The organism is Streptomyces sp. Root431, assembly GCF_001426585.1.
In the GTDB taxonomy this organism is placed as follows: Bacteria; Actinomycetota; Actinomycetes; order Streptomycetales; family Streptomycetaceae; genus Streptomyces; species Streptomyces stackebrandtii.
Map to the genome: position 1 here is coordinate 817,694 of NZ_LMEI01000009.1, position 25,835 is coordinate 843,528.

Sequence of the window (25,835 nt, forward strand, 5' to 3'; positions counted from 1 at the left end):
GGAGGGGGTCAGCCCGCGGCGGCGAGGACCAGCGGGAGCACCTGCTCGGCACCGGCCTGGCGGAGCAGGCGGGCGGCGACCGCGAGGGTCCAGCCGGAGTCGGTGCAGTCGTCCACGAGCAGGACGGGGCCGGGAGTTCCGGCCAGCGCGCCCGCCAGGCCCTCCGGCACCGCCAGGGCGCCGGAGAGCGCCCTGAGGCGTTGGGCGGAGTTGCTGCGTCGCGCCGCGTGCGCACCGTCCGGCCCGGTGTAGGCCAGGGTGCCCAGGAGGGGGAGGCGGCCGATGGTCGCGATCCCCTGGGCAAGGGAGCCGACCAGCTGCGGACGGGTCAGGGACGGTACGGCGACGACGCCCACCGGCCGCGAGGAGGCGTCCGGGACGTTCGGTGCCCAGCCGCCCGGGGAGCGCGCCCAGTCGGCGAGGACGGCGATCGCGGCCTTCAGGACGTCGTCGGGGACCGGCCCGTCGGGTGCGCTGTCGGCCAGCAGCGGGCGCAGCCGGTTGCCCCAGCCGATGTCCGAGAGCCGCCCCAGGGCGCGGCCGGTGGAGCACTGCTCTCCGGCGGGGATGCGTCCCTTGAGGTTGACGCCCAGCGCGGGCATCCCCGTCGGCCACATCCGGCGCGGCTCGACCTCCACGCCCGGGCGGTCCAGTTCCTTCGCCGCTCCGGTCAGCGTCTCCGCGGAGACGGAGGAATCCGCCCAGGCCCCCGCGCAGTTGTCGCAGCGGCCGCATGGGACGGCCCCTTCGTCGTCCAACTGCCGCCGCAGGAACTCCATCCGGCACCCGGTGGTGCTCACGTAGTCGCGCATGGCCTGCTGCTCGGCCGCCCGCTGCCGGGCCACCCACGCGTACCGCTCGGAGTCGTAGGTCCACTGCCGACCGGTGGACGTCCACCCGCCCTTCACCCGCTTGACGGCCCCGTCCACGTCGAGGACCTTCAGCATGGTCTCCAGCCGGGTGCGGCGAAGATCCACCGCCGCCTCCAGAGCCGGCACGGACAGCGGCCGTCCCGCGTCGGCGAGGGCCGAGAGGGTCTGCCGGACCAGGGCCTCGGGCGGGAAGGCGGTATCGGCGAAGTAGCGCCAGATGGCCTCGTCCTCCTTGCCCGGCAGCAGGAGCACGTCGGCGTGCTCGACGCCGCGCCCCGCACGGCCTACCTGCTGGTAGTAGGCGATGGGGGACGACGGCGACCCCAGGTGCACCACGAAGCCGAGGTCGGGCTTGTCGAAGCCCATACCCAGAGCCGAGGTGGCGACGAGCGCCTTGACCCGATTCTCCTGAAGATCGATCTCGGCCTGCAGCCGGTCGGCGTTCTCCGTCCGCCCCGTGTAGGAGGCCACCGTGAAGCCGCGCTGGCGCAGGAACGCGGTCGCCTCCTCGGCGGCGGCCACGGTGAGGGCGTAGATGATCCCCGAGCCCTGCAGTTCGTCCAGGTGCTCGGCGAGCCAGGCCAGGCGGTGCGCCGCGTCCGGCAGCCGGACGACGCCCAGGCGCAGGCTTTCCCGCTCCAGCGTGCCGCGCAGCACGAGGGCCTCGCCGGCCCCGGTGCCCAGCTGCTCGGCCACGTCCGCGGTCACGCGCGCGTTGGCCGTCGCGGTGGTGGCCAGTACCGGCACTCCGGGGGCGAGCTCGGCGAGCATCGCCCGCAGCCGGCGGTAGTCGGGCCGGAAGTCGTGTCCCCAGTCCGAGATGCAGTGCGCCTCGTCGACCACGAGGAGACCGGTCGTGGCCGCCAGCTTGGGCAGCACCTGCTCCCGGAAGTCCACGGAGTTGAGGCGTTCCGGGCTGACGAGGAGGACGTCGGTCTCGCCGCGCTCGACCTCCTCGTAGATGGTGTCCCACTCCTCCGGGTTGGCGGAGTTGATCGTGCGCGCCTGGATGCCGGCCCGCGCAGCGGACTCGACCTGGTTGCGCATCAGGGCCAGCAGCGGCGAGATGATCACCGTCGGGCCCGAGCCGCGCCTTCTCAGCAGGGCGGTGGCGACGAAGTACACCGCCGACTTGCCCCAGCCGGTCCGCTGCACGACCAGCGCCCGCCGGCGCTCCTCCACCAGGGCCGCCACGGCCTGCCACTGGTCTTCCCGCAGCCGCGCCGAACCCCCCGGGGCACCGACGAGCTCAGCGAGGATGGCATCGGCTTCGGCGCGGAGCTCCTGGTTGTCCATGCCCCCATGCAACCCGATGGCACGGACAATCGCCCAACTCACTCAGCGTGACACCTCTCTCACACGCTGCTCGTTCGCCGCCTGAGTGGCCGAGGGCCGCCGTAGGCGGAATGAGTGTTTCCGCTGAGGCTCCCGCCCCGGAGGTGAAACAGGAGGGGAAACGGGGAGTGAACAATGGGCAACTGGGCAGGGATATGAAAGGCATACCGTCGCAATCCCGTCAGTGGCCTCAATTGCTCATTGCCGCTCACGCACGGGCCAAGCAAGAATTGGGAAACCGCCCCGCACGGCCCGTCAGCGGCCTTGAAGGACCGTGCCGTGGTGCGCCCTCACCCGACCTTGCCCGCCGCGCGGGCGCGTATCCGAAGGGAGGACCGTGACCCTCGGATTCGCTCCGTCCACAGCCACCTCGACCATGTCGTCGCCCGAGTCCGCCAGCCGCCTCTCACGGGTACTCGAACCGGCCGAGTGGGCCGCGGCGGGCATCCCCCTGCTCGGCAATCCGCGTGAGATCGTCAGCGGACTGCACTCGCGCCACACTCCCACGCCCTCGACGGCGGTCGTGGCGGTCCTGGACCACGAGGAACGGCTCACCGCCAGCGCCTCGTTCGTCCGCCGCTCCCTGCCGGCGGACGGCTGGGAGTTCCGCAACGCCCTCCTCGCGCACCTGCGGCGCGTCCTCCCCCACGACCTCCGGCGCCGCGCCCCGGTGCGGACCGCGATCCTGCTGTATTGCCGTGAGGGCGACGAGCGCTGGACGGAGGAGGACGGAGCCTGGATGTGGGGGCTCCGGGATGCCTGCACGCTGCACGGACTCCGCTGCGGCGCGTACATCACGCTGACCCGAGGGGGCTGGCAGGTGCTCGGCGAGGGCCGGGGAGGCCGTCGGCCGAGCTCCGACTCGCGCCCGGTCCCGCTCGGCAGCGAGACGGCCGAACTGGGCCACCTCACACCGAGAACGGCGAGCGGCGCGGCCGAACCCTTGCGCCGGGCCGCCGCCCGCTGACGTCCACCCGCACGACGCTCGCCCGGCAGGCAGAGCGGTCGACGGACGGATCGGCCAACGGGCGGATCGGTCAACGGGCGGAACCGTCAACGGGCCAAACGGCCGGCGGGTGAAACGGTCATCAGGCGGGCGGACGGTCAGCAGACCGAGCCGTCGCTCAGACGCCGGCGCCGACGAGCGCCGCGACGCGCTCCGGATCGCCGCAGACGATCAGCAGCGCACCCGCGCGGGCCATCGCCAGAGGCAGGGCCCGGGCAGCGGTCTCATCGCTGCCGCCGTTGACGGCGACGATCACCACGGGCCGGACCTTGGCCTGCTCGACGGCGGACGCGTCCGCGAAGAACACGTCGTCGCCGGTGTCCTGCTGGGCCCAGTAGGCGGCCTCGCCGAAGGACAGCTCGTGCGCCGCCCACGGGTGCTGGTCACCGGTGGTCAGCACCAGGACGTCACCGGGCGCCCGGCCGCTCTCCAGGAGCAGGTCCAGGGCCTCCTCGGCAGCGTCCAGCGCGCCGTCGGCCGGGGCCGGGATCACCTGGAGCTGCGGAGTGGACCGCTGGTCGGAACGATTCTCCTGGCCGGTGGCCGGGGACTGGCCGGCACCGGGGCGCGGGCGCGGGGCCGGCGGCGCGGGCCTGGCCGGGCCGGGGACCGGGCTGCCGGGACGCGGGGAGGCCGCAGAACGCGGGCCGGGTACGGGACGAGGGGTCGACGCGGGACGGCCGGCGGCCGCGGTGGCGCGGGGACCCTGGGCGCTCTCGTGAATCTGAGGCTCCTCGGGGGTGAGAGGCATGGGTGGATGTCTATCAAATGCCGCTGCACGGGGCATCGGCGGGTGGGCACACAGGTGCACCCCGGCTGCTCGGGCGGCCCTGGAAAAGGGCTCGGCAGCCGGAAGTTCAGAAGTCGAAGCCGAGTTGGCCCCCGCTTTCCAGCGCGGCCGCCTCCGCGGAGAGGCGGACCTTTTTGAGGTGGCGCCACTGGGGCAACGCGTCCAGGTACGACCAGGAGAGACGGTGGTACGGGGTGGGCCCCAGCTCCTCCAGCGCGGCCTTGTGGACCGGCGAAGGGTAGCCCGCGTTCGCCGCGAAACCGAACGCAGCACAGCCCTCGGACTCCGCCTCCAGCTCCGCCATGACGGTGTCCCGTCGGACCTTGGCGATGACGGAGGCGGCGGCCACGGCGACGCAGGACTGGTCGCCCTTGATCACCGTGCGGACCTGCCAGGGGCTGCCGAGGTAGTCGTGCTTGCCGTCGAGGATGACGGCGTCCGGCCGGACGGGGAGCCCTTCGAGTGCCCGGATCGCCGCGAGGCGGAGCGCCGCGGTCATCCCGAGCTCGTCGATCTCCTGCGGGGAGGCGTCGCCGAGCGCGTACGCCGTGACCCACTGCTCCAGCTCCGCGGCCAGCGCGGTACGGCGCTTGGGGGTGATCAGCTTGGAATCGGTGAGTCCGGTGGGTGGCCGACGCAGTCCGGTGACGGCCGCGCACACGGTGACGGGACCGGCCCACGCCCCGCGCCCGACCTCGTCGACTCCGGCGACGATCCTGGCGCCGGTGGTCGCTCGGAGCGATCGCTCGACAGTGTGGGTGGGAGGTTCGTACGGCATGGCGCCAGCCAGGTTACGCCGCTCGGTGCCGCCCGCGATACCCGGATTCCCCTCAGACCGCCCCGACCCTGAGCAGCGGCACCATGACCCGGTCGATCATTTCGGCGATCTCACGGTCGGGCCATTCGCTCCCGCACACCTTTGAGCGGTACATCATCATCGCGGGGATCACGTCGAGCACCAGGTCGTCGATCGCGTCGGCCCGCACGTCCCCACGGGCGATTCCCTGCCGCAGCACGTCCTTGAAGAGCCGATTCGAGGGTTCCGTGACCCCCGCGACGATCAGGTCGTGGAACCTCCCCGCGGATTCGGCGTCGCATTCGTGAAGGACCGCGCGCAGGGCCTGGCCGGGCTTGGAGAACATCACGTCGCGCACCCGGAGGCACAGCGCGTACAGGTCCTCGCGGACGCTCCCGCGGTCCGGCGCCTCGCCGAGCGCCGGCAGCCCGGCCTGAAGGGCGTCCGCGACGAGGTCTTCCTTCGACGGCCAGCGCCTGTACACCGCGGCTTTGCCCGTCTGCGCGCCGACCGCGACACCCTCCATCGTCAGGCCGTTCCAGCCGACGCTGCCCAGCTGTTCAAGCGTGGCCTCCAGAATGGCCCGTTCCAGCACGGGGCCACGGCGTCGCAGGGACACTCCCTCCGGCCGGGCGGCGGCCGTGGAGCGCGAAGTAACCATCAGGAAATCTCCGTTGAGCAAGTCGATCGGGGCGGGGCAGGGGGACGGATCTCCCGCGAGGTCGGGGGCCCGGCGGGGACATATCGGGGCGGTGGCAGCGCACAGTGAACGGTTGCGTTCACTGAAGGGGACTCACTACCTTGGGGAACAGTGAACGGATGCGTTCACTAATTCTTCCGTGGGGGATCCCTAGTGACAACTTCTCCGGTGGACACACAGACCAAGAACGGACCTGCTCGCGCCGGAAACCGGCCGGGCATCGCCCTGGCCGTCATCGCCGCCTGCCAGCTCATGGTCGTCCTCGACGCCACCATCGTGAACATCGCGCTGCCGCACATCCAGGACGCGCTCTCCTTCTCGACCACCGACCTCTCGTGGGTGCTCAGCGCCTATACGCTCACCTTCGGCGGACTGCTGCTCCTCGGCGGACGCGCGGGAGACATCCTGGGGCGCCGCCGGGTGTTCATGGCCGGCATCCTCGTCTTCACCCTCGCCTCCCTGCTCGGCGGCTTCGCCCAGGAGCCCTGGCAGCTGCTCGCGGCGCGCGCCCTCCAGGGCGTCGGCGGCGCCATCGCCTCGCCGACCTCGCTCGCACTGATCACCACGACGTTCCCCGAAGGGCCCGAGCGCAACCGCGCGTTCGGCGTGTTCGCCGCCGTCTCCGCAGGCGGTGGCGCGATCGGACTGCTCGCGGGCGGCATGCTCACCGAGTGGCTCGACTGGCGCTGGGTCCTCTTCGTCAACGTGCCGATCGGCCTCCTGATCGCTTTCCTCGCCCCGCGCTACATCGAGGAGTCCGAGCGTCACCCGGGCCGATTCGACATCGCGGGCGCCATGACCTCGACGCTCGGCATGGCGGCGCTGGTCTACGGCTTCATCCGCGCGTCCGAGAAGGGCTGGAAGGACTCGCTGACCGTCGGCTCCTTCGTCGCGGCGGTGATCCTGCTCGTGGCCTTCGGTCTCGTGGAGTCGCGGGCCAAGGAGCCGATCACCCCGCTCAGGATGTTCGCCGAGCGCAACCGCTCGGGCACGTACATCATCATGCTCAGCCTGTCGGCCGCGATGTTCGGCATGTTCTTCTTCATCGTCCTGTGGGTCCAGGACGTCCTCGGGTACAGCCCGATCCAGTCCGGTCTCGCCTTCCTGCCGGTGACGGTCGCGATCGTCACCGGCGCGGGGCTCGCGCAGCGGCTGCTGCCGGTCCTCGGCCCCAAGCCGTTCATGGTGAGCGGCTCGGCGATCACCGGCATCGGACTCTTCTGGCTGACGTTCATCACCTCGGACAGCAGCTACGCCGGCGCCGTCCTCGGCCCGATGGCCCTGTTCGGATTCGGCATGGGGCTCAACTTCGTGACGCTCACGCTCACGGCCGTCTCCGGGGTGGCCCAGCACGAGGCGGGCGCCGCGTCGGGCCTGCTCAACGCCACCCAGCAGGTCGGCGGTTCACTCGGCCTGTCCATCCTGGTCACCGTCTTCGGCACGGCGAGCCGCGAGGAGGGCGAGAAGCAGGCACCTGACTTCCTCGCGAACGCGACGCCCGAACAACAGGCGGAGTTCGCGAAGACGCAGGAACTGCCCGCCCCCTGGGGCCATGAGGTGCTGACCTCGGGCATCGCGTCGGCGTTCACCGCCGCCGTCGGGATGGTGCTGATCGCCCTGGTCACGGCGGTGCTGGTGATCCGGGTCCGCAAGAGCGACCTGGAAGCACTCAGCGGCCGGGCGGAGGCGGCCGGCCCGGTGGCCTGAGGCCTGATCCTGATCCTGATCCTGATCCTGAGGCCTGAGGCCTGAGGCCTGAGGCCTGAGGCCTGAACAGGGCCGTACGCCCACTGAGTACGCCTGCACGCCCTCCGCGTACGCCCCTAGAGACGCACAACATCCCCCGGGCCCACACGGACCCGGGGGACATCACACACGTCAGACAGCCGTCGTCCCGTCCGGGACCCACTCCGGCAGGTCCTCGGTCTGCCGCAGCCACTCGGCCGGCGGAGCCCCGTGCACCGCGGAGGCCACGACGCCGCCGGCGATGGCGCAGGTCGTGTCGACGTCGCCGCCGACCTGCGCGGTCGTCCAGAACACGCGCTCGAAGTCGCCAAGCGCCCGCGCGGCCGACCAGAGGGCGAAGGGCACCGTGTCGTGCGCGCTGGTCCGCCGACCGCTGCCGAGGACCGCGGCGACCGTGCCCGCGTCCCCGTAGTCCAGCATGTCGCGCGCCCGGCGCAGGCCCGCCCCGACCGCGCTGCGGGGCACCAGGGCGACGACCCCGTCGAGCAGCGCCTCGGGCGTGGGAGGTCCGGCCGGGTCGGCGGCGAGGGCGGCGGCGGCCGCCACGGCCATCGCGCCCACCACGGCCTCGCGGTGCTGGTGTGTCGTGTACGCGGAGATCTCGGCCTGGTGCGTCGCCTGCTCCGGGTCGTCCGCGTACCAGGCGCCGAGCGGGGCGATCCGCATGGCGGCGCCGTTGCCCCAGGACCCCTGCCCGTTGAAGAGCGCGGCGGACAGTTCCCGCCAGTCCGCGCCCTCCCTGACGAGCCGGAGCATCCGGTTGACCGCCGGGCCGTAGCCCCGGTCGAAGTCGTGGTGGTTCGCGAAGGACAGCGCGAGGGCGTCCTGGTCGATGCGGTCGTGGCCGACGAGGACGGCGAGGACGGAGCAGGCCATCTCGGTGTCGTCGGTCCACTGCCAGGGGCCGGGCGGCAGCTCGCGCCGCTTCAGCAGGGGGTAGTGGGCGGGTACGAAGAACTGGGAGCCCAGGGCGTCTCCCACGGACAGCCCGCGCAGGCTGGCCAGGGCGCGGTCGAAGCGCCGGTCGAGTGAGGAGTCAGCGGTCATCGCTCAGCCACTCTATCCGGTGTGCCCGTACGGTTCCGGGGTACGCCAGCGTGCGAACGGCCTGTCCAGCCGGTACCTCCCGTCCTCGCCCAGCAGGAGCGTGCGGGTCTCGGCGTTGCCGGGGTTCGACAGCGACTCGAAGTCCGCGACCGTCCAGTGGAACCAGCGCATGCAGAACAGCCGCATGGTCAGACCGTGGGTGACGAGGAGGACGTTCGGCGGGTGGTCCGGGGCCTCGAAGCTGCGGTAGAGGCTCTCCAGGAAGGCCCCGACCCGGTCGTAGACGTCCGCGCCGGACTCGCCCTGGGCGAAGCGGTAGAAGAAGTGCCCGTACGCGTCCCGGTACGCCTTCTGCAGGCGTACGTCCTCCCGCTCCTGCCAGTTGCCCCAGTCCTGCTCCCGCAGCCGCGGCTCCTCCCGCACCCTCATCTGCTCGCGGGGCAGCCTGAAGGCCCGGAGGGTCTCATGGGTGCGGCGGTACGGCGACACGTATACGCTGACCTGCTCGTCGCCGAAGAGCTCCCGCAGCCGCTCCCCCGTCTCCTCCGCCTGCCGCCACCCGGTCTCGGTGAGCCGGAGGGCGTGATCGGGCTCGCGTTCGTACACCGTGTCATCGGCATTGCCCTCGGACTCTCCGTGCCGTACGAGAACGATGCGCCGCGGTCGTGCCATACCCCGACCCTAGATCGACTCCTCCGGAGAGGCTCGGCCGAGGGGGTACCCGGAGCCCATCCGGCGTAGGGGGCCGGGCTCGCGTCCGACGGAGCCCCGGTCCCCGGGCCTTCGGCCCTCAGACCGTCCAGGCCGCTTCGAGCTGCACCACGTCACCGGTCAGCGCCGCCACGTCGGCGTCGGTCTTCGCGCGCAGACCGAGCCGCTCGACGCGCTCCACCCGGTACTTGCCGTGCTCCGCGGCGGACCGCCACATCGACAGCACCAGGAACTCGCTGCCCGGCGCCTCGCCGAACAGCCCCCGCAGCATGCCGGGGGAACCGGCCATCGCCGGGTTCCACACCTTCTCCTGCATGAGCGCGAAGTGCTCGGCGCGCTCCTCGTGGACGCGGCAGTGCGCCACCCTCGCCACGTCGGCGTCGCCGAACTTCGGCTCGAACCCCGTCTTCACATCGAAGCGGTGGTCGAAGAGCTTGACCTGGATGTCCTTGTACGTGCCCACCTGCGAGGCCGCCAGACGGTCGTGCGACCGCGCCATGAAGGAGTCGTAGAAGGCCCGGCTCTCCCAGAACGCGAAGATGTGGGCGACGTCCGGCCGAGCCCGGCTCCACCCGCCGCCCTGGCCCCGGAATCCCGGCTCACCGAGCAGCCCCGCCCATTTCCGCTGTCCCCGCTCGAACCCACGACGGTCCACCACGGTGCAGCGAATCCACTTGACCAGCACCGCGCCATCGTACGGGCCCGGGGAGCACCCCGGCAGTACGCGTCAGACTCCCACCGGGTGCAGTCGCTCGAGACCCGCGCGCTCCTCCTCGTCGATCTCGATGCCGAAGTCGCCCTCCAGCGTCGCCGCCAACTCGCCGGCGGTCAGCACCCGTTCCTCGGTGACGCCGTCCGTCCGCACGGTCGTCAGCGTCTCGCGCACCAGCGCCCTGCGCACCTCGGCCCCGGGCCGCTGCGCCACGACCTGGCCGAGAAAGCGCGACTCCGGATGGCTGGAGCTGAAGTGGTTCATGACCGTGAAGTCGCCCGGGTACAGGGTCTGCGGAGCGAACGCGTACAGATCGGTCCAGCCGTCCGGCCGCAGGGAACGCAGTACGTGGATACCCTCCTCCTCGGTCTCGATCCCGAACGTCCAGCCGCCCTGCACCACGCGCGCGCCGTCCCGGAGGGGCACCGGCTCCAGAGGCCCCTGCCACCCGAACCCCGCGTCGGCGAGCCACTGTTCGCCCTCGGCCTCGACGACCAGCAGCGCGTGCGTGACGGGCAGCAGCGCCGCACCCCGTGTGCGGTTTCGGGCTCCGCGCCCGGCCACCGGGAAGCCGATCCGCTCCAGTGCCGCCGCGAGGAGCGAGTTCTGTTCGTAGCAGTAGCCGCCCCGGCGGCGCCGGACGAGCTTGGCCTGAAGGCTCGCCAGATCCAGGGGGACGGGCCGGCCGAGGGCCACGTCGAGGTTCTCGAACGGAATGGACCGGACGTGCGCCCGGTGTACCGCGGTCAACGTCCGGAGATCGGTGGAGAGTTCCCCGTCCCGACCGATGTCGTAGCCGATTCGAGCCAGATATGCGTCGAGATCCAGCTCGTCACCACTCCACAAACCGCTCTCCCCCTCAACCGTCGGGTCCACTGTCGTAGCCCCATGACACCATGAGCAATCTCCCCGCAACCACGGGCTTTTGAGCGGGACGGGGCGACGGTCGAGGCGAGGCGTACGCGGGGGCGTGCGTGGAGAGGGGAAGCACCGTGAGCGGACTCAACAAGGGCGTGGCGAGGGTCGAGGTGACTCTCAAGTGGGACCCTGCCCCGAGCGGTGCGCCGGCCCACGACCTGGATCTCGTCGCCGGCGTCTTCACGGCAGACGACCCGCACGGCACCCCGGCCTACCTCGTGCACTTCGGCAGCCGCTCCCCCGACGGCACGATCACGCTCCACCGTGACAGCCGTACGGGCCAGGGCTTCGGCTACGACGAGGCGATGACGCTGGAGCTGGACCGGCTGGCACCCCACTACGCGCGCGTGGTGGTGGGCGTGACCGTCCAGCAGGGCGGCGGCCGGATCACCTTCGGCGACATAGCGGGCACCGGCATACGGGTCCGCGAGGGGTACACCGACCTCCTGACGCACGACTTCGCGGACGTGCCGGGCGCCCTGTCGGCGACGGTCGTGGAGTTCACCCGGGACGGCGCGGACGGCTGGTCGTACCGCTCGATAAGCCGCGGCTTCGACGCCGACCCCCGGGCCTTCGCGACGGTCCTCGGTTCCACGCCGGCCTGACGAGCACGCGAAAGAGGGCGCCGACCGATGGTCGACACCCTCTCTCACGTGTGGCTCAGCGCCCCGGGCGGCGGTTCCTCACCGCCGCACCGGACGCGCTTGCGCTCGCTGTCAGCTGCAGCCGCTGGTGGAGCCGCAGCCCTCGCAGATGTAGCAGGAGCCGGCGCGCTGCATCTTCGTACCGCAGGAGAAGCAGAGCGGGGCGTCGGCGCTGATGCCGAGCTGCATCTCGACGAGCTCCGCCGAGGTGTGCGCCTGCTTCGGGGCCGGGACCTCGGCCTGCGGGGCCGGGACGGCGGCCACGACGGCCTTCGGCTCCTGGGCGCGGGGCGCGGACTGGGCCAGGGCCTCGACGTCGACCTCGTCGTCCTCGGCCTGCTCGTACGAGCCGGTGTCGAGGTGACGCTGGCGCTCCTCGGCGGAGTGGATGCCGAGGGCGGAGCGGGTCTCGAAGGGCAGGAAGTCGAGCGCCAGGCGGCGGAAGATGTAGTCGACGATCGACTGCGCCATCCGCACGTCCGGGTCGTCCGTCATGCCGGCCGGCTCGAAGCGCATGTTGGTGAACTTCGAGACGTAGGTCTCCAGCGGAACGCCGTACTGCAGACCGACGGAGACGGCGATGGAGAAGGCGTCCATCATGCCGGCGAGGGTCGAACCCTGCTTCGACATCTTCAGGAAGACCTCGCCGAGACCGTCGTCCGGGTAGGAGTTGGCGGTCATGTAACCCTCGGCGCCACCCACGGTGAAGGAGGTGGTGATCCCCGGGCGGCCCTTGGGCAGACGCTTGCGGACCGGACGGTACTCGACGACCTTCTCGACGGCCTCGCGGATCGTCGCCTCGGACTTCGCGGTGACCTCGACCTTCTCCTCCTCCTTCTTCTTGGCGGAGAGGGGCTGGCCGACCTTGCAGTTGTCGCGGTAGATCGCGAGCGCCTTGACGCCCATCTTCCAGGCCTCGAAGTAGACCTCCTCGACGTCCTCGACCGTGGCCGTCTCCGGCAGGTTCACGGTCTTGGAGAGGGCGCCCGAGATCCACGGCTGGATGGCGGCCATCATGCGGACGTGGCCCATCGCGGAGATGGAGCGCTCGCCCATGGCGCAGTCGAAGACCTCGTAGTGCTCGGTCTTCAGACCGGGGGCGTCGATCACATTGCCGTGCTCGGCGATGTGGGCGACGATCGCCTCGATCTGCTCCTCCTGGTAGCCCAGGCGGCGCAGGGCCTGCGGGACGGTGCCGTTGACGATCTGCATCGAGCCGCCGCCGACCAGCTTCTTGAACTTGACCAGGGCGAGGTCGGGCTCGAGGCCGGTGGTGTCGCAGGACATCGCGAGACCGATGGTGCCGGTCGGGGCGATGACCGACGCCTGGGCGTTGCGGAAGCCGTTCTTGGCGCCGAGGCGGACGACGTCCTGCCAGGCCTCCGTGGCGGCGGCCCAGATCGGCGAGTCGAGGTCGTCGAAGCGGACGGCCTTGGTGTTCTCGTCGGCGTGCTGCTGCATGACGCGCTGGTGCGGCTCGGCGTTGCGGGCGTAGCCGTCGTAGGCGCCGACGACGGCGGCGAGCTCGGCGGAGCGCTTGTACGACGTGCCGGTCATCAGGGAGGAGATGGCACCGGCGAGGGCGCGGCCGCCGTCGGAGTCGTACGCGTGGCCGGTCGCCATCAGCAGGGCGCCGAGGTTGGCGTAGCCGATGCCGAGCTGGCGGTAGGCGCGGGTGTTCTCGCCGATCTTCTCCGTGGGGAAGTCGGCGAAGCAGATGGAGATGTCCATCGCGGTGATGACGAGCTCGACGACCTTGGCGAAGCGCTCGACGTCGAAGGACTGGTTGCCCTTGCCGTCGTCCTTGAGGAACTTCATGAGGTTCAGCGAGGCGAGGTTGCAGGACGTGTTGTCCAGGTGCATGTACTCGCTGCACGGGTTCGAGCCGTTGATACGGCCGGACTCGGGGCAGGTGTGCCAGTGGTTGATCGTGTCGTCGTACTGGATGCCCGGGTCGGCGCAGGCCCAGGCGGCCTCGGCCATCTTGCGGAAGAGCGACTTGGCGTCGACCTCCTCGATGACCTCGCCCGTCATGCGGGAGGTGAGACCGAACTTGCCACCGGACTCGACGGCCTTCATGAACGTGTCGTTCACGCGGACGGAGTTGTTGGCGTTCTGGTACTGGACGGACGTGATGTCGTCGCCGCCCAGGTCCATGTCGAAGCCCGCGTCACGGAGGGCGCGGATCTTCTCCTCCTCCTTCACCTTGGTCTCGATGAAGTTCTCGATGTCGGGGTGGTCGACGTCGAGGATGACCATCTTGGCCGCGCGACGGGTCGCACCGCCCGACTTGATCGTTCCCGCGGAGGCGTCGGCGCCGCGCATGAAGGAGACCGGGCCGGAGGCGTTGCCGCCGGAGGAGAGCAGCTCCTTGGAGGAGCGGATGCGGGAGAGGTTCAGGCCGGCGCCGGAGCCGCCCTTGAAGATCATGCCCTCTTCCTTGTACCAGTCGAGGATGGACTCCATGGAGTCGTCGACGGACAGGATGAAGCAGGCGGAGACCTGCTGGGGCTGCGGGGTGCCGACGTTGAACCAGACCGGCGAGTTGAAGCTGAAGATCTGGTGCAGGAGGGCGTAGGCCAGCTCGTGCTCGAAGATCTCGGCATCGGCCGGCGACGCGAAGTAGCCGTAGTCCTCGCCGGCCTTCGTGTACGTCTTCACGATCCGGTCGATGAGCTGCTTCAGACCGGTCTCGCGCTGCGGGGTGCCGACCGCTCCGCGGAAGTACTTGCTGGTGACGATGTTGACCGCGTTCACCGACCAGAAGTCGGGGAACTCGACGCCACGCTGCTCGAAGTTGATCGAGCCGTCGCGCCAGTTGGTCATGACGACGTCACGACGCTCCCAGGCCACCTCGTCGTACGGATGCACGCCAGGGGTGGTGTGGATGCGCTCGATACGCAGGCCCTTGCTCGCCGACTTGGTTCCCTTGTTGCGGGAACCACGTGCCGGGCCGCTCGCCGTCTCTGTCATGCCGCCTCCCATATACGGGCAAAACACACTTTGGCACCCAGAAAATCCCAGGGCACCGTCTTCTGTACGTCTTTCGGTACTGCTGCCACGAGGACCTCTCGGGTCACCCGGGGCACGTCTGTCGGGCCGCTTCGCGGCCGATCGCCGGGCCGTGGTCGGCCCGGACCGCCGATCAGTCGGCGGCGGTGGCGGGAACGGGGACCTCAGGGGTCGCACCGGTCCCGCGGTTCTCAGCGGGAGACCGCTCGCGGAGTTCCACGATGGCGGTCTCGAAGTCTTCGAGGCTGTCGAAGGCCTTGTACACGGACGCGAAGCGCAGGTACGCGACGAGGTCGAGCTCCTGCAAGGGGCCGAGGATGGCCAGACCCACGTCGTGGGTGGTCAGCTCGGCGCTACCGGTGGCGCGCACCGCCTCCTCGACCCGCTGGCCGAGCTTGGCGAGGGCGTCCTCGGTGACCGGTCGCCCCTGACACGCCTTGCGCACGCCGGAGATGACCTTGGTGCGGCTGAAGGGTTCGGTGACACCGGACCGCTTCACGACCATGAGCGAGCACGTCTCCACCGTGGTGAAGCGGCGAGAGCAGTCGGGGCACTGGCGACGGCGCCGGATCGACGTCCCGTCGTCGGTGGTGCGACTGTCGACGACACGGCTGTCGGGGTGCCTGCAGAAGGGGCAGTGCATAGCTTCCGACCCTCCCTCACGGCACGACTGATGAGCCTCACGCGGCCCGTCAAGGCCCTGCGAAGCGACCTCCAGCATAGGTGATGCGAGCGCCCCCGGCAGACCGGGGACCACTACCCCTGGGTGGTCGATGCCATACAACCACTAGATCTTGGGTTAGGGGCGAATCCACCCCTTGCGCGTGTCGCGGACCGCGGGCTCCCGCGGTTCCGCGTTCCCGGGTGCGACACTGGGAAGGCACACCGGATGTCCGCGGCCCAGCGGCGAAGGCTACCGTAATGACCGAATTGGGTTCGCGGGGTGCTGCGGAGTGACGGTACTCATACACCCCCACGCATACACGCGTAAGGCAATCTGCGAATTTTCACTCGAACGTGTGTTTGGCGCAACCTTTCGAAAGCCACTACCGTTGTGCCAGCCAGGGAGACAAATTCGAGAGGGGCCGACGACGTGACCACCACCGCAGACAGTGCCACCATCACCGCCCAGGACCGCTCCCAGGGCCGACTCGAGCCGGTGCATGCCATGAATGACGCAGCCATGAACGGCGAGGAGCCCGGGCGACCCGCCCGCGCCCTTCCCGGGCGACCTCCAGGCATCAGGGCCGACAGCTCCGGCCTCACCGACCGGCAGCGCCGGGTCATCGAGGTCATCCGGGACTCGGTCCAGCGGCGCGGCTACCCGCCGTCGATGCGCGAGATCGGCCAGGCCGTCGGACTGTCCAGCACGTCGTCGGTGGCTCACCAGCTCATGGCGCTGGAGCGCAAGGGCTTCCTCCGCCGTGACCCGCACCGCCCCCGGGCGTACGAGGTGCGCGGCTCGGACCAGCCGAGCACGCAGCCGACGGACACCACGGGCAAGCCCGCCGCGTCGTACGTCCCCTTGGTCGGCCGGATCGCGGCCGGCGGCCCCATCCTGGCCGAGGAGTCCGTCGAGGACGTCTTCCCGCTCCCCCGGCAGCTGGTCGGTGACGGCGAGCTGTTCGTCCTGAAGGTCGTCGGCGACTCGATGATCGAAGCCGCCATCTGTGATGGCGACTGGGTCACCGTCCGCCGCCAGCCCGTCGCGGAGAACGGCGACATCGTCGCCGCCATGCTCGACGGCGAGGCCACGGTCAAGCGCTTCAAGCGCGAGGACGGCCACGTCTGGCTCCTCCCGCACAACGCGGCGTACCAGCCCATCCCCGGCGACGAGGCCACCATCCTCGGCAAGGTCGTGGCGGTGCTCCGGCGGGTCTGACACTCCTCGCCGGCTCTGACCGGGCCCCGGGACCCACTGCGCCGGTCCCGGGGCCCTGCCGTGCACGCACGGCAGGGGATCAGTCGCTCGTCGCCGCCTTCGACGCCGCGTCGATCGCCGCCAGCGACTTCCGCACCTGATTGCGGTCCGTCGTGTACCAGAAGTCGGGCAGCGAGGCCTTGAGATAGCTGCCGTACCGCGCCGTGGCCAGCCGGGGGTCGAGCACCGCGACGACACCCCGGTCGCCCGTCGCCCGCACCAGTCGGCCGGCGCCCTGGGCCATCAGCAGGGCCGCGTGCGTGGCCGCGACCGCCATGAAGCCGTTGCCACCGGCCTCCTCGACCGCCTTCTGGCGCGCGCTCATCAGCGGGTCGTCGGGGCGCGGGAACGGGATCTTGTCCATGACCACCAGCTGGCAGCTGGCGCCCGGGACGTCCACGCCCTGCCACAGCGAGAGCGTCCCGAAGAGACAGGTCTTCGGATCGGCCGCGAAGTTCTTGATCAGCTCACCGAGGGTGTCCTCGCCCTGAAGCAGGATCGGCAGCTCCGGATTCCGGCTCCGCAGTTCCTCAGCCGCGAGCTGCGCGGCCCGCATCGAGGAGAACAGGCCGAGCGTGCGACCGCCTGCCGCCTCCATCAGCTCCGCCAGCTCGTCGAGCATGTCGCCGCGGTCGCCGTCCCGCTTGGGCGGCGACAGGTGCTTGGCGACGTACAGGATGCCCTGCTTCGGATAGTCGAACGGGGAGCCGACGTCGAGGCCCTTCCAGACCGGCAGGTCGTCCCCCGCGGTGCCCTCGGGCGCGAGGCCGAGCGAGGCCCCGACCCCGTTGAAGTCGCCGCCGAGCTTCAGGGTGGCCGAGGCCAGCACCACGGACCGCTCCGTGAAGAGCTTCTCCCGCAGCAGACCCGAGACGCTCAGCGGCGCGACCCGCAGCGAGGCGCCGAAGCGGTCGTGCCGCTCGTACCAGACGACGTCCCACTCCGAGCCCTGCGTGATCCGCTCCGCGACACCGTGGACGGTCTCGACGGAGGCCATGGCCTGCTTGCGGACGGCGTCCTCGTCCTGCACGGACCGGTCCCGGGTGGAGCCCAGAGCCGTGATCACGGCGCGGGCCGCGTCGCGCAGCGCCATCAGCGCGTACGCGAGGTCCTCGGGGATCGTCTCCAGGCGGCCCGGAAGGGCGAGCTCCATGACCCGCTCGAAGCCCTCGGCGGCGGTCTGCAGCTGGTCGGCGACCTTCTCGTCGACGAGCTTCGCGGACCGGCGCACGGCGCGGTTGACCTGCCCGGGGGTGAGCTCGCCGGTGGCGACGCCGGTGACCCGGGAGACCAGCTCGTGGGCCTCGTCGACGATCAGCACCTCGTGCTGCGGGAGCACCGGGGCGCCCTCGATGGCGTCGATGGCGAGCAGCGCGTGGTTGGTGACGACGACATCGGCGAGCTTGGCGCGCTCGCGGGCCGCCTCGGCAAAGCACTCCGCCCCGTACGCGCACTTGCTCGCGCCCAGGCACTCCCGGGAGGAGACCGAGACCTGGGCCCAGGCCTTGTCGGAGACGCCCGGGGTCAGGTCGTCCCGGTCGCCGGTCTCCGTCTCGTCGGACCAGTCGCGCAGCCGCAGCAGGTCCTGGCCCAGCTTGCTGGTGGGCGCGGCCGCCTCGAAGGGGTCGAAGAGGCCGTCCTCCTCGTCCTGCGGGACGCCTTCGTGGAGCCGGTGCAGGCAGAGGTAGTTCGACCGGCCCTTGAGCATGGCGAACTGCGGGCGGCGGCGCAGCTGCGGATGCAGCGCGTCGACCGTCCGGGGAAGGTCGCGCTCGACGAGCTGGCGCTGGAGCGCCAGGGTGGCGGTGGCGACCACGACCCGCTCCCCCTGGGCCAGCGCCGGCACGAGATAGCCGAGCGACTTGCCCGTGCCGGTTCCGGCCTGGACCAGGAGGTGGGAGTTGTCGTCGATGGCCTCGGCCACGGCCTCGGCCATGGCGACCTGGCCGGGGCGCTCCGTGCCGCCGACGGCGGAGACGGCGGCGTGGAGGAGATCGGGGAGGGATGGCTTCGTCATAGCGCTTCCAGCCTACGGGGCGGCACTGACAGCCCGGGCACGCTCGCGCCTCACGCGAGCGGGTTGGGAACGGTCCCGTGGACGGCCGCGTGCGGGCGCTCGGGCCGGTCGCGGTAGCCGTCCAGGTGCAGACGGTTCCGGTTGAGGCAGAGCCGCTCGATCCGGGGCGTGAGGAGGTCGAAGAGTTCGAACCGTTCCTTCAGCTCGGGGAAGCGTGCCTGGTGGCGCAGGATCTCCGCGCGGACGAGGGACCAGAATTCCGTCTCGGACACTCCGAGTTGCTCCTCGCAGAGCGGCGCCAGATAGCGGAAGACGCCGACGAAGAGCCCCGAATGGATGAACTGGGTGAGGAAGCCGGGTTCCTCGGTGAGCAGCACCTCGCGGACGTCGTCCGGCATGGTGTCGTGCTCGGGGAGCGACTGGGCGCTGATGTTCACGTCGTCGACGAAGTCCTTGATCGCCAGACGTACGGGGACGTCCTCGCCGTCGTAGACCACGATCGCGTTCTCGCCGTGCGGCGAGAAGACCGTGCCGTACCGGTAGAGGAAGTGCAGCAGCGGGGGCAGGAGGGCACCGAAGAGGTGTCGGAGCCAGACGTCGGGGGCGAGTCCGGACCGTTCGACGAGCTCGGCGACGAACGCCCGCCCGTTCGGGTCGGTGTGGAGCAGGGAGGCGAGGGTCCGGGCGCGCTCGCCGGGCGGCAGCCGGAGAGGCTCCCGCCAGATCGCGCCGAGGAGTTCCTTGTACTGGTACGGGACTTCGGGCAGCCGGTCGTAGAGCGGGTGCTCGACGGTGACGGAGGCGACCTCGCCGAGGAGGATCACTCCGCACTCGTCCCGGAGGAACGGATCGGCGTCGCGCAGTCCGTGGACCCAGGCCGTCACGGCGGGGGCGGCGAGGGTCCGTTCGGTGGGCAGTCCGCGCCAGACGAGCGTGTTGAGCACCGACAGCGGGAGCTTGACGGTGTGCCGGTCGGGGCGGCTGGTGTTGAGGAAGGTACGGACGGACTGCTGCGGCAGGCGGAGGTCCCCGTCGGCGGAGAGCGGGACGACGGTGCCGGCGGCGACGGCGGGCGCGTAGAGCGGGAGCAGGACCTCGTCCCACTGCCAGGGGTGGACGGGCAGCAGAAGGTAGCCATCGGGCTCGTGGCCGCGGGCGATGAGTTCGGCGCGGAAGGCGGTGCGGACCTCGGGGTCCAGTTCCTGGGTGTAGAGGCGATCGGGGGTTTCGAGGCCGGCGATGCCGCGGTAGGCGGCGATGCGGTTGCTGACGGCGATCCACGGCAGCCGTGTGGGGCGGCGGGCCTCGGGGGCCCAGCGGGCGGCGTCGGATGCGGAGAAGCCGATGCGCCCCTTGTTGAGGACGAGCCAGGGGTGGCCGGTCTGGTGGCCTTCGAGCTCGGCGTAGGAGAGCTCGGCGAGCCGGTCGGCGGTGAGGGCCGTGCGGTCGAGGCGGGCGTCGGCGGCGAGCGTGGCGGAGAGCTCGCGGATGAGGTGGCCGAGGGTGGCGCCGTCGAGCCGGAGGAGGTTCCGGGCACGGACCAGGAAGTCGAGGGGGTCGGTCATGGGCCGGCCCTCGTGGGTGATCGAGTCGGCGGCGACCCGCCAGCCGCCGTAGGCGCCTCGGCGGGCGCGGAAGGTGAGCGTGGTGCCGTCGTCGAGCCGGAGCGCGTGGCGGTCGGGCTCGCCGCCTTCGGCCGGGACGGGTTCGACGATCTCCTCGTAGGCGAACTCGGCGAGGGCCTTGGCGAGGAGGCGGGCGGAAGCTCGGGTCCAGGCGGCGGGCGTCAGCTCGGAGGGCGCGAGCAGCTCGGGTGCCGGTGAGGTGGCGAGGGGCGTCGCGGGCTGTGCGGAGTCGTGGGGTGCAGGGGACGTCGACACGAGGACTCCTCGGGGTGGGAACCGCTGTGGGTCGAGCGGTGTATGTAAGTCAGAGGGGTGTTCACAGAGCGTGACGCAGGGAGCGGTCACGGATCATGAGCGCGGCTCGTTTGTCGGGGAGGTCGACTTCCGCCGCGTAGCGGAAGCCGGCGCCGAGGAAGGCCGAGACGGAGGGGGTGTTGCGGATGTCGGGTTCGGCGATGACCCGGGTGCATCGGGGACGGTGGTCGAGGACGAGCTCGGCGACGGCGCGCAGGAGGGCGGTGCCGACGCCCCGGCCGCGGTCGCTGACGCCCCCGACGAGGAGATGGATACCGGTGTCGTGGGGGCGGGCCGGGTAGTGCCGGGCTAGCGGGTCGAGGTCGGCCCGGTAGATCTCGAAGTAGCTCATGGGCACGTCGTCGAGCACGCCGAGGCAGGGGACGCTCCGGCCGTCGCCCTGGAGCTGGGCGCGGAGGTGCTCGGCGGTCACGGTCTCGGGGCCGGCGAGCTCCCAGAAGGCGGCAACCGTGGGGTCGTTCATCCATCGGGTGAGGAGCGGCAGGTCACGGTCGAGGCGTACGGGGACGAGCTGGAAGGCGCCGAAGCGGGTGGGGGTCGGGTCCCAGTCGGCGACGGAGTCGAGCAGGTCTCCCCCGGGGAGGCCGTCGTCCGGGACGGGTGACGGCCTTCCGGCGGCGAGGAGGGCGACGAGGTCGTCGACCCTGAGGTCGAGGGTGTCGTCCCCGAGCGGCTCTACGGGGGGTCTGGTGGGTGGCACGGGTGTCGCTCTCCTCTCGGTGGTGCGCTCGGGCGTGGGTGCTCCGGGCGGCGGGTCAGGTGCGGAGGGGGTTGGTGACGGTGACGTAGACCGACTGGGTGTCGACCGGCCCGACGAGCTCGTCGAGGCCGTGCAGGCGGGTGAGGAGGTTGGCCTTGCTGCGCAGGGTCGCGGCTTCGAGGAGCCGGTGGGGAAGGGGTGAGCCGAGGCTCGTGGCGGAGGTGAGGAAGCTGCGGAAGGCGGCGAGGAGGACGCGCTCGTCGGCGAGGTGCTGGGCGCCGAAGGCGCCGATCAGGCCGAGGACGTTGTTGATGCCGAGGTAGTAGGCGAAGCGCTCGTCCGTGACCTGGTCGGAGACGAAGGTGTCGCTGTGGGCGCCGATGCCCGGGAGTCGGCTCTCCAGTTCGGCGCGGTGGGACTCGCGGAAGTAGTAGCCCTGGTTGTCGCGGTAGCGGCCGCCGACGGGCCAGCCGTCCGGGTCGAGGAGGACCAGGGTGTTCTGCTGGTGGGCCTCCAGCGCGATGCCGGCATGTCCGTCGAGCCACAGGACGGGGCGGACGACCTGGTCGAGGTAGCGGAGGAACCACTCGGCGGAGACGGCCGTGGTGGGGCGGCCGGTGCGGGTGGCGAGCCGGCCGATGACGTCGGCGAGCCGGGAGCGCATGGTGGTGGCCCCGGGCCAGGGGCGGGGGGTGGTGAGGGAGGCGATGCAGACGGCGTCGTCGCCGGGGCCGAAGGGGTTGTGGCGGATCATGACGTCGAGTCCGGGGACGGGGGTGCCGTCCAGGGTGTCCACGGCGAGCCAGGCGGGGTCGCGGACGATGTCGAAGCCGGGGTGGGCCGCCTGCCACTCGTCGACGAGGCCGGTGCGCAGGAGCCGGTGGACCTCGACGCCGCGGTGGAGTTCCTTGCGGAGGTTCTCGCGCCGGGAGTTGGTGATGCGCAGGCCGAGGGAGAGCTTGAGCATCGCCCGGGCGCCGGGGCGGTGGACGGTGCGGACGGAGGAGGTGGGGTGCCAGGGGCTGCCGTGCCGGCCGAGGTCGTGGAGGAGGCCGGCGTCGAGGAGCTCGCGGACCTCGGGGCGGTGCAGGAGCTCGCGGGCCTGCCAGGGGTGCAGGGGCAGGGGGGCGGTGCCTGCGGGGAGGCTGAGGCCTTCGGCGAGACCGGCGGCGAGCTGCTCCGCGGTGACGTGCCGGCCCTGTTCGGTCCAGGCGGAGTCGGAGGCCAGGACGGTGGGGTCGACGGCGATCCAGTGGAGGGGGAAGAGGCCGTGGAGTTCGGGTGAGTAGAGCCGCGCCTCGGCCTCGGAGAGTCCTTCGCGGCTCTTCGGGGTCGGGTGGAGGGGGTGGCCGAGCAGCAGGGCCTGTTCGGCGGCGAGGAAGAGGTCGGCGTCCGGGTGGGGGTGGGGGTCGAGGCGCCGCTCGGTGAGGAAGTCGGCGGTGCGCCGGGCCGAGTCGGCGACCCGGCCGACGAGTTCGGTGCCCTCGGGGCGGCCGGTCTCGCGGCTGAGCAGGGCGGCGACGGTGACGGCGTCCACGGTCGGGGCGGAGGCCGGGAGCCCTTCGAGGGAGGGGGCTCCGAAGCGGTGCCAGCCGGTGGCCGACCAGTAGCGGACGGGGACGAGGAGGGCGGTGCCGCTGGCGTCGAGGGGGACGCGCAGGGTGGTGGAGTCGGGAGCGGGCAGGTTCTTCTCCCGGATCCAGCAGCGCAGCAGGTTCTCGATGGTCGCCACGTCGGCGGCGCGCTGCGGGTCGGGGTCGTCCAGGGGGTCGGGCGCGGTGGCTCCGGCGGCGGCTGGGCGGGTCGGCCGCGGGTCGTACGGTCCGGCGTGCTGGCGCGGGACGGTGGGTTCCTCGACGGCGAGGGTCGTTGCGGTCTCGGTCGCCGGGGAGGTGGGGGTGGCGTTCACGGAGGCTTCCTTGGGGTGGGGCCGGGGGCGATCCGGGGTCAGTGGGACGGTCCGGGGGTGGTCCGGGAGACGCCCGTCGTGGGGGTGTGGGCCCGTTCGGCCGCGGCCAGGGCGTCGGCGAAGCGGTCGAGGACCGCGGTGGCCTGCTCGTCGGTGAGGGTGAGCGGGGGCAGGAGCCGGACCACCGCGGAGTGGCGGCCGCCGAGTTCGACGATGAGTCCGCGGGCGAGGCACTCCTGCTGGACGGCGAGGGCCAGGCCGGGGGCGGCGGGCGGGACGAGGTCGTCCGGGCCGGCCGCGTCGGGGTCGACGAGTTCGACGCCGATCATCAGGCCCCGGCCGCGGACGTCGCCGACGCAGGGGTGGGCGGCGGCGAGGCCCTGGAGTCGGCCGAGGATACGGGCGCCGAGGATGCCGGCCCGTTCGGCGAGCTTGTTCTCGCGGACGTACGCGAGAGTGGCCGTTCCGGCGGCCATGGCGAGCTGGTTGCCGCGGAACGTGCCCGCGTGGGCGCCGGGTTCCCAGGCGTCGAGCTCGGACTTGTAGACGACGACGGCGAGCGGGAGGGAGCCGCCGATGGCCTTGGAGAGGACCATCACGTCGGGCACGACACCGCTGTGCTCGACGGCCCAGAAGGCGCCGGTGCGTCCGACGCCGGTCTGGACCTCGTCGACGACGAGCGGGACGGAGCGCTCGGCGGTGATGCGGCGCATCCGGCGCATCCAGTCGTCGGGGGCGGGGATGACCCCGCCTTCGCCCTGGACGGCTTCGACGATCATCCCGGCGGGGGTGGTGACCCCGCTCTTGGGGTCGTCGAGGAGGTTCTCGGTCCAGCGGGCGGCGAGTTCGGCGCCGCGGTCGCCGCCGACGCCGAAGGGGCAGCGGTAGTGCTGCGGGTAGGGCAGCCGGGTCACGCGGACGTCGGTCGCTCCGCCCGAGGCGGAGAGGGCTCCGGCGGTCATGCCGTGGTAGGCGCCGGTGAAGGCGAGGAGGCCTTCGCGGCCGGTGGCGGTGCGGACGAGTTTGAGGGCCGCTTCGACGGCGTCCGTGCCGGCGGGTCCGCAGAACTGGATGCGGGCGTTGTCGGCGAGTTCGCCCGGCAGCGTGGCGAACAGCTCGGAGGTGAAGGCGTCCTTGAGGGGGGTGGCGAGGTCGAGGACGTGGAGCGGTGCGCCCGAGTCGAGGACCTTCCTGATCGCTTCCAGGACCACGGGGTGGTTGTGGCCGAGGGCGAGGGTCCCGGCGCCGGAGAGGCAGTCCAGATACCGGCGGCCGTCGGCGCCCTCGATGGTCAGGCCGCGGGCCCGCACGGGGACGATCGGCAGGGAGCGGGCGTACGTGCGGGCGGCGGACTCGCGCTGCGACTGGCGGCGCAGGATCCCCTCGTACCCACCCCCTGGGTCCGCCGCGTCGTCCGTCGGGTTGCGCACCTGCGCGGCCGGTGCGACGGCAGGAGCTGATTCGGTCACGGCCACGGCTCGGTGTCCTCCCGCTGTAACGGTTGCGTTGCACATCGGGACGGCGCGGAGCCGCCGCAAGGGCCGTCCTGAACGCCGCCGTTGTGTCCCCCGTACGTACCAACGACGGGAACTGCCGGGGATCACGGGCCGGATGACAAGAACTTGGCGTGTCCCGGATCACGGCACGGCAACGGATGAACGGCATCCGGAACCGGCGGCGGGGCGGGTACCGTCCCCTCCGGCACCGGCATAGTTGGGGGCCGCCGTCCGCGAGGGCGCCGGCCGCCGTTCACCCATGCACACGTTGATGTAGTCCCAGGGGGATCACGAGATGCGATCGATTCGTCCGCTGCTGATGGCGGCTTCCGCCGTCGCGGCGCTGACGCTCACCGCGACGGCCTGCGGGCCGAGCGAGGAGAACGCGGGAGACAAGCCCAGCGCACCCGCGAGCCAGAACCCGGCCGACAAGATCAAGATTCCGGAGGACCTGAAGGACCGTCTGAAGGAACACGGGATCGACCTCGACAAGTGGCGTGACGGCGAGTGGAAGAACTGGGACCGCGAGAAGTGGCTCCGTGAGGCCAAGGACTTCGTCAACCCGATCATCGAGGACCTCTGGGACCCGGACCGGATGCGGGAGGCCGAGCGCCCCGACAAGCCGGTCGAGGAGGAGGACATCTCGGGTGACGAGGGTGTCACCGACCCGACCCCGGCCGCGGTGAAGGCGAAGGCCGTCCCCGCGAAGTACCACGCCAACGCCCCCGAGGCGGGGAAGGTCTTCTTCGACGGCCCCGAGGGCTCGATGGTCTGCTCGGCCACCGTCGTGAAGGACCCGGCCCACCCGGGCAAGTCCAACATGGTCTGGACTGCCGGGCACTGCGTGCACAAGGGCAAGAAGGGCGGCTGGTACCGCAACATCGCCTTCGTGCCCTCGTACAACGACGCCGCGCTGCCGACCTCCGACCTGGAGAAGGCGACGCGCGAGCAGATCGCCCCGTACGGCGTGTGGTGGGCGGACTGGGTCAAGACCTCCGACCAGTGGATCGCCGAGGGCGCGTCCACGGGCGGCGCCGGTGCCCCCTACGACTTCGCGGTCATCCAGGTGACCCCGGAGAAGGGCGCCTCCGGCAAGTCGCTCGAGGAGACGGTCGGTTCGGCGCTTCCGGTGGAGTTCAACGCGCCGGCCGTACCGAAGATCGCGGGCATGACGGCGACCGGTTACCCGGCGGCGCCGCCCTTCGACGGCCAGAAGATGTTCCAGTGCGAGGACAAGCCGGGCCGGCTGTCGCTGAAGGCGGAGCAGCCGACGATGTACCGCATCGGCTGCACCATGACCGGTGGTTCGTCCGGCGGTGGCTGGGTGGCCCAGGGCGGTGACGGCAAGCCGGCGCTGGTGTCGAACACCTCGATCGGCCCGTCGACGGCCGGCTGGCTCGCGGGTCCGCGTCTCGGACCCGAGGCCAAGGCCATCTTCGACGAGGTCAGCAAGAAGTACGCCGGGCAGTAGGCACGGCACGGAGGCGGGGCCCCGGGGTCCCGCCTCCTCCCATGTCCGGCCGACGGCCCATTGCCGATAGACGGCACACGGCTGCCAGACGG

General features: G+C 71.5%; 20 protein-coding genes. 5 read left to right on the forward strand and 15 right to left on the reverse strand.

Annotated elements, in window-relative coordinates; translation table 11 throughout:
- Nucleotides 1-8 precede the first annotated feature (8 nt).
- On the reverse strand, nucleotides 9-2,168 hold the full coding sequence (locus tag ASC82_RS17145; RefSeq protein ID WP_056648325.1) for a RecQ family ATP-dependent DNA helicase: 2,160 nt from the start codon (nucleotides 2,166-2,168) through the stop codon (nucleotides 9-11).
- Between the two features lie 376 nt (nucleotides 2,169-2,544).
- On the opposite strand from ASC82_RS17145, the gene ASC82_RS17150 reads away from it, so the two are divergent.
- The gene (locus ASC82_RS17150) at nucleotides 2,545-3,174 is read left to right on the forward strand and encodes a hypothetical protein (protein ID WP_056648327.1); all 630 of its coding nucleotides are present in this window, start codon (nucleotides 2,545-2,547) and stop codon (nucleotides 3,172-3,174) included.
- A 157-nt stretch (nucleotides 3,175-3,331) separates the two neighbouring features.
- On the opposite strand, the gene ASC82_RS17155 is transcribed toward ASC82_RS17150, so the two are convergent.
- The 3 genes from ASC82_RS17155 to ASC82_RS17165 all read right to left on the reverse strand — a co-directional run bounded on the left by ASC82_RS17155 (nucleotide 3,332) and on the right by ASC82_RS17165 (nucleotide 5,460).
- Entirely contained in the window at nucleotides 3,332-3,964 is a 633-nt protein-coding gene (locus ASC82_RS17155; RefSeq protein ID WP_056648331.1) for a hypothetical protein, read from the reverse strand.
- Nucleotides 3,965-4,070: 106 nt separating this feature from the next.
- A complete protein-coding gene (locus ASC82_RS17160; protein WP_056648333.1) occupies nucleotides 4,071-4,781 on the reverse strand; it encodes a ribonuclease HII in 711 nt (236 codons plus the stop codon).
- Nucleotides 4,782-4,833: 52 nt separating this feature from the next.
- On the reverse strand, nucleotides 4,834-5,460 hold the full coding sequence (locus ASC82_RS17165; RefSeq protein ID WP_056648336.1) for a TetR/AcrR family transcriptional regulator: 627 nt from the start codon (nucleotides 5,458-5,460) through the stop codon (nucleotides 4,834-4,836).
- A gap of 192 nt (nucleotides 5,461-5,652) precedes the next feature.
- Here ASC82_RS17165 and ASC82_RS17170 point away from each other — a divergent pair, with 192 nt between their 5' ends.
- A complete protein-coding gene (locus ASC82_RS17170; protein ID WP_056648339.1) occupies nucleotides 5,653-7,206 on the forward strand; it encodes an MFS transporter in 1,554 nt (517 codons plus the stop codon).
- Between the two features lie 171 nt (nucleotides 7,207-7,377).
- On the opposite strand, the gene ASC82_RS17175 is transcribed toward ASC82_RS17170, so the two are convergent.
- The 4 genes from ASC82_RS17175 to ASC82_RS17190 all read right to left on the reverse strand — a co-directional run bounded on the left by ASC82_RS17175 (nucleotide 7,378) and on the right by ASC82_RS17190 (nucleotide 10,465).
- Nucleotides 7,378-8,292, reverse strand: coding sequence for an ADP-ribosylglycohydrolase family protein (locus tag ASC82_RS17175; protein WP_056648343.1), 915 nt, complete (start codon nucleotides 8,290-8,292; stop codon nucleotides 7,378-7,380).
- Nucleotides 8,293-8,304: 12 nt separating this feature from the next.
- Nucleotides 8,305-8,964 carry a histidine phosphatase family protein gene (locus ASC82_RS17180; protein WP_056648346.1) on the reverse strand — a complete coding sequence of 220 codons (660 nt, stop codon included), beginning with the start codon at nucleotides 8,962-8,964 and terminating at the stop codon, nucleotides 8,305-8,307.
- A gap of 118 nt (nucleotides 8,965-9,082) precedes the next feature.
- The gene (locus ASC82_RS17185; protein ID WP_024754939.1) at nucleotides 9,083-9,688 is read right to left on the reverse strand and encodes a YdbC family protein; all 606 of its coding nucleotides are present in this window, start codon (nucleotides 9,686-9,688) and stop codon (nucleotides 9,083-9,085) included.
- A gap of 42 nt (nucleotides 9,689-9,730) precedes the next feature.
- On the reverse strand, nucleotides 9,731-10,465 hold the full coding sequence (locus ASC82_RS17190; protein ID WP_347336081.1) for an arylamine N-acetyltransferase: 735 nt from the start codon (nucleotides 10,463-10,465) through the stop codon (nucleotides 9,731-9,733).
- 242 nt (nucleotides 10,466-10,707) lie between these two features.
- On the opposite strand from ASC82_RS17190, the gene ASC82_RS17195 reads away from it, so the two are divergent.
- Nucleotides 10,708-11,238: a TerD family protein gene (locus tag ASC82_RS17195; RefSeq protein WP_056648353.1), complete on the forward strand. Its 531-nt coding sequence runs from the start codon at nucleotides 10,708-10,710 to the stop codon at nucleotides 11,236-11,238.
- Between the two features lie 111 nt (nucleotides 11,239-11,349).
- On the opposite strand, the gene ASC82_RS17200 is transcribed toward ASC82_RS17195, so the two are convergent.
- Both ASC82_RS17200 and nrdR read right to left on the reverse strand, forming a co-directional pair.
- Nucleotides 11,350-14,250, reverse strand: coding sequence for a vitamin B12-dependent ribonucleotide reductase (locus ASC82_RS17200; RefSeq protein WP_056648355.1), 2,901 nt, complete (start codon nucleotides 14,248-14,250; stop codon nucleotides 11,350-11,352).
- Nucleotides 14,251-14,422: 172 nt separating this feature from the next.
- Nucleotides 14,423-14,932 carry a transcriptional regulator NrdR gene (gene nrdR / locus ASC82_RS17205; protein WP_024754935.1) on the reverse strand — a complete coding sequence of 170 codons (510 nt, stop codon included), beginning with the start codon at nucleotides 14,930-14,932 and terminating at the stop codon, nucleotides 14,423-14,425.
- Nucleotides 14,933-15,382: 450 nt separating this feature from the next.
- On the opposite strand from nrdR, the gene lexA reads away from it, so the two are divergent.
- Nucleotides 15,383-16,171 (forward strand): transcriptional repressor LexA, encoded by a 789-nt coding sequence (gene lexA / locus ASC82_RS17210; protein ID WP_024754934.1) that lies wholly within the window; start codon nucleotides 15,383-15,385, stop codon nucleotides 16,169-16,171.
- A gap of 79 nt (nucleotides 16,172-16,250) precedes the next feature.
- On the opposite strand, the gene ASC82_RS17215 is transcribed toward lexA, so the two are convergent.
- From ASC82_RS17215 to ASC82_RS17235, 5 genes are all read right to left on the reverse strand, one after another.
- Nucleotides 16,251-18,227, reverse strand: coding sequence for an ATP-dependent DNA helicase (locus ASC82_RS17215; protein ID WP_056648358.1), 1,977 nt, complete (start codon nucleotides 18,225-18,227; stop codon nucleotides 16,251-16,253).
- 50 nt (nucleotides 18,228-18,277) lie between these two features.
- Nucleotides 18,278-20,035, reverse strand: coding sequence for an IucA/IucC family siderophore biosynthesis protein (locus ASC82_RS17220; protein WP_107105912.1), 1,758 nt, complete (start codon nucleotides 20,033-20,035; stop codon nucleotides 18,278-18,280).
- A gap of 133 nt (nucleotides 20,036-20,168) precedes the next feature.
- Nucleotides 20,169-20,867, reverse strand: coding sequence for a GNAT family N-acetyltransferase (locus tag ASC82_RS17225; RefSeq protein ID WP_056648363.1), 699 nt, complete (start codon nucleotides 20,865-20,867; stop codon nucleotides 20,169-20,171).
- Between the two features lie 55 nt (nucleotides 20,868-20,922).
- Nucleotides 20,923-22,776 carry an IucA/IucC family protein gene (locus ASC82_RS17230; RefSeq protein ID WP_056648364.1) on the reverse strand — a complete coding sequence of 618 codons (1,854 nt, stop codon included), beginning with the start codon at nucleotides 22,774-22,776 and terminating at the stop codon, nucleotides 20,923-20,925.
- A gap of 38 nt (nucleotides 22,777-22,814) precedes the next feature.
- Nucleotides 22,815-24,251, reverse strand: a complete 1,437-nt coding sequence (locus tag ASC82_RS17235) for a diaminobutyrate--2-oxoglutarate transaminase family protein (RefSeq protein ID WP_079039310.1) — start codon at nucleotides 24,249-24,251, stop codon at nucleotides 22,815-22,817.
- Between the two features lie 316 nt (nucleotides 24,252-24,567).
- Between ASC82_RS17235 and ASC82_RS17240 the strand changes: the two genes are divergently transcribed.
- Nucleotides 24,568-25,743: a hypothetical protein gene (locus ASC82_RS17240; protein ID WP_056648370.1), complete on the forward strand. Its 1,176-nt coding sequence runs from the start codon at nucleotides 24,568-24,570 to the stop codon at nucleotides 25,741-25,743.
- Nucleotides 25,744-25,835: the final 92 nt, after the last annotated feature.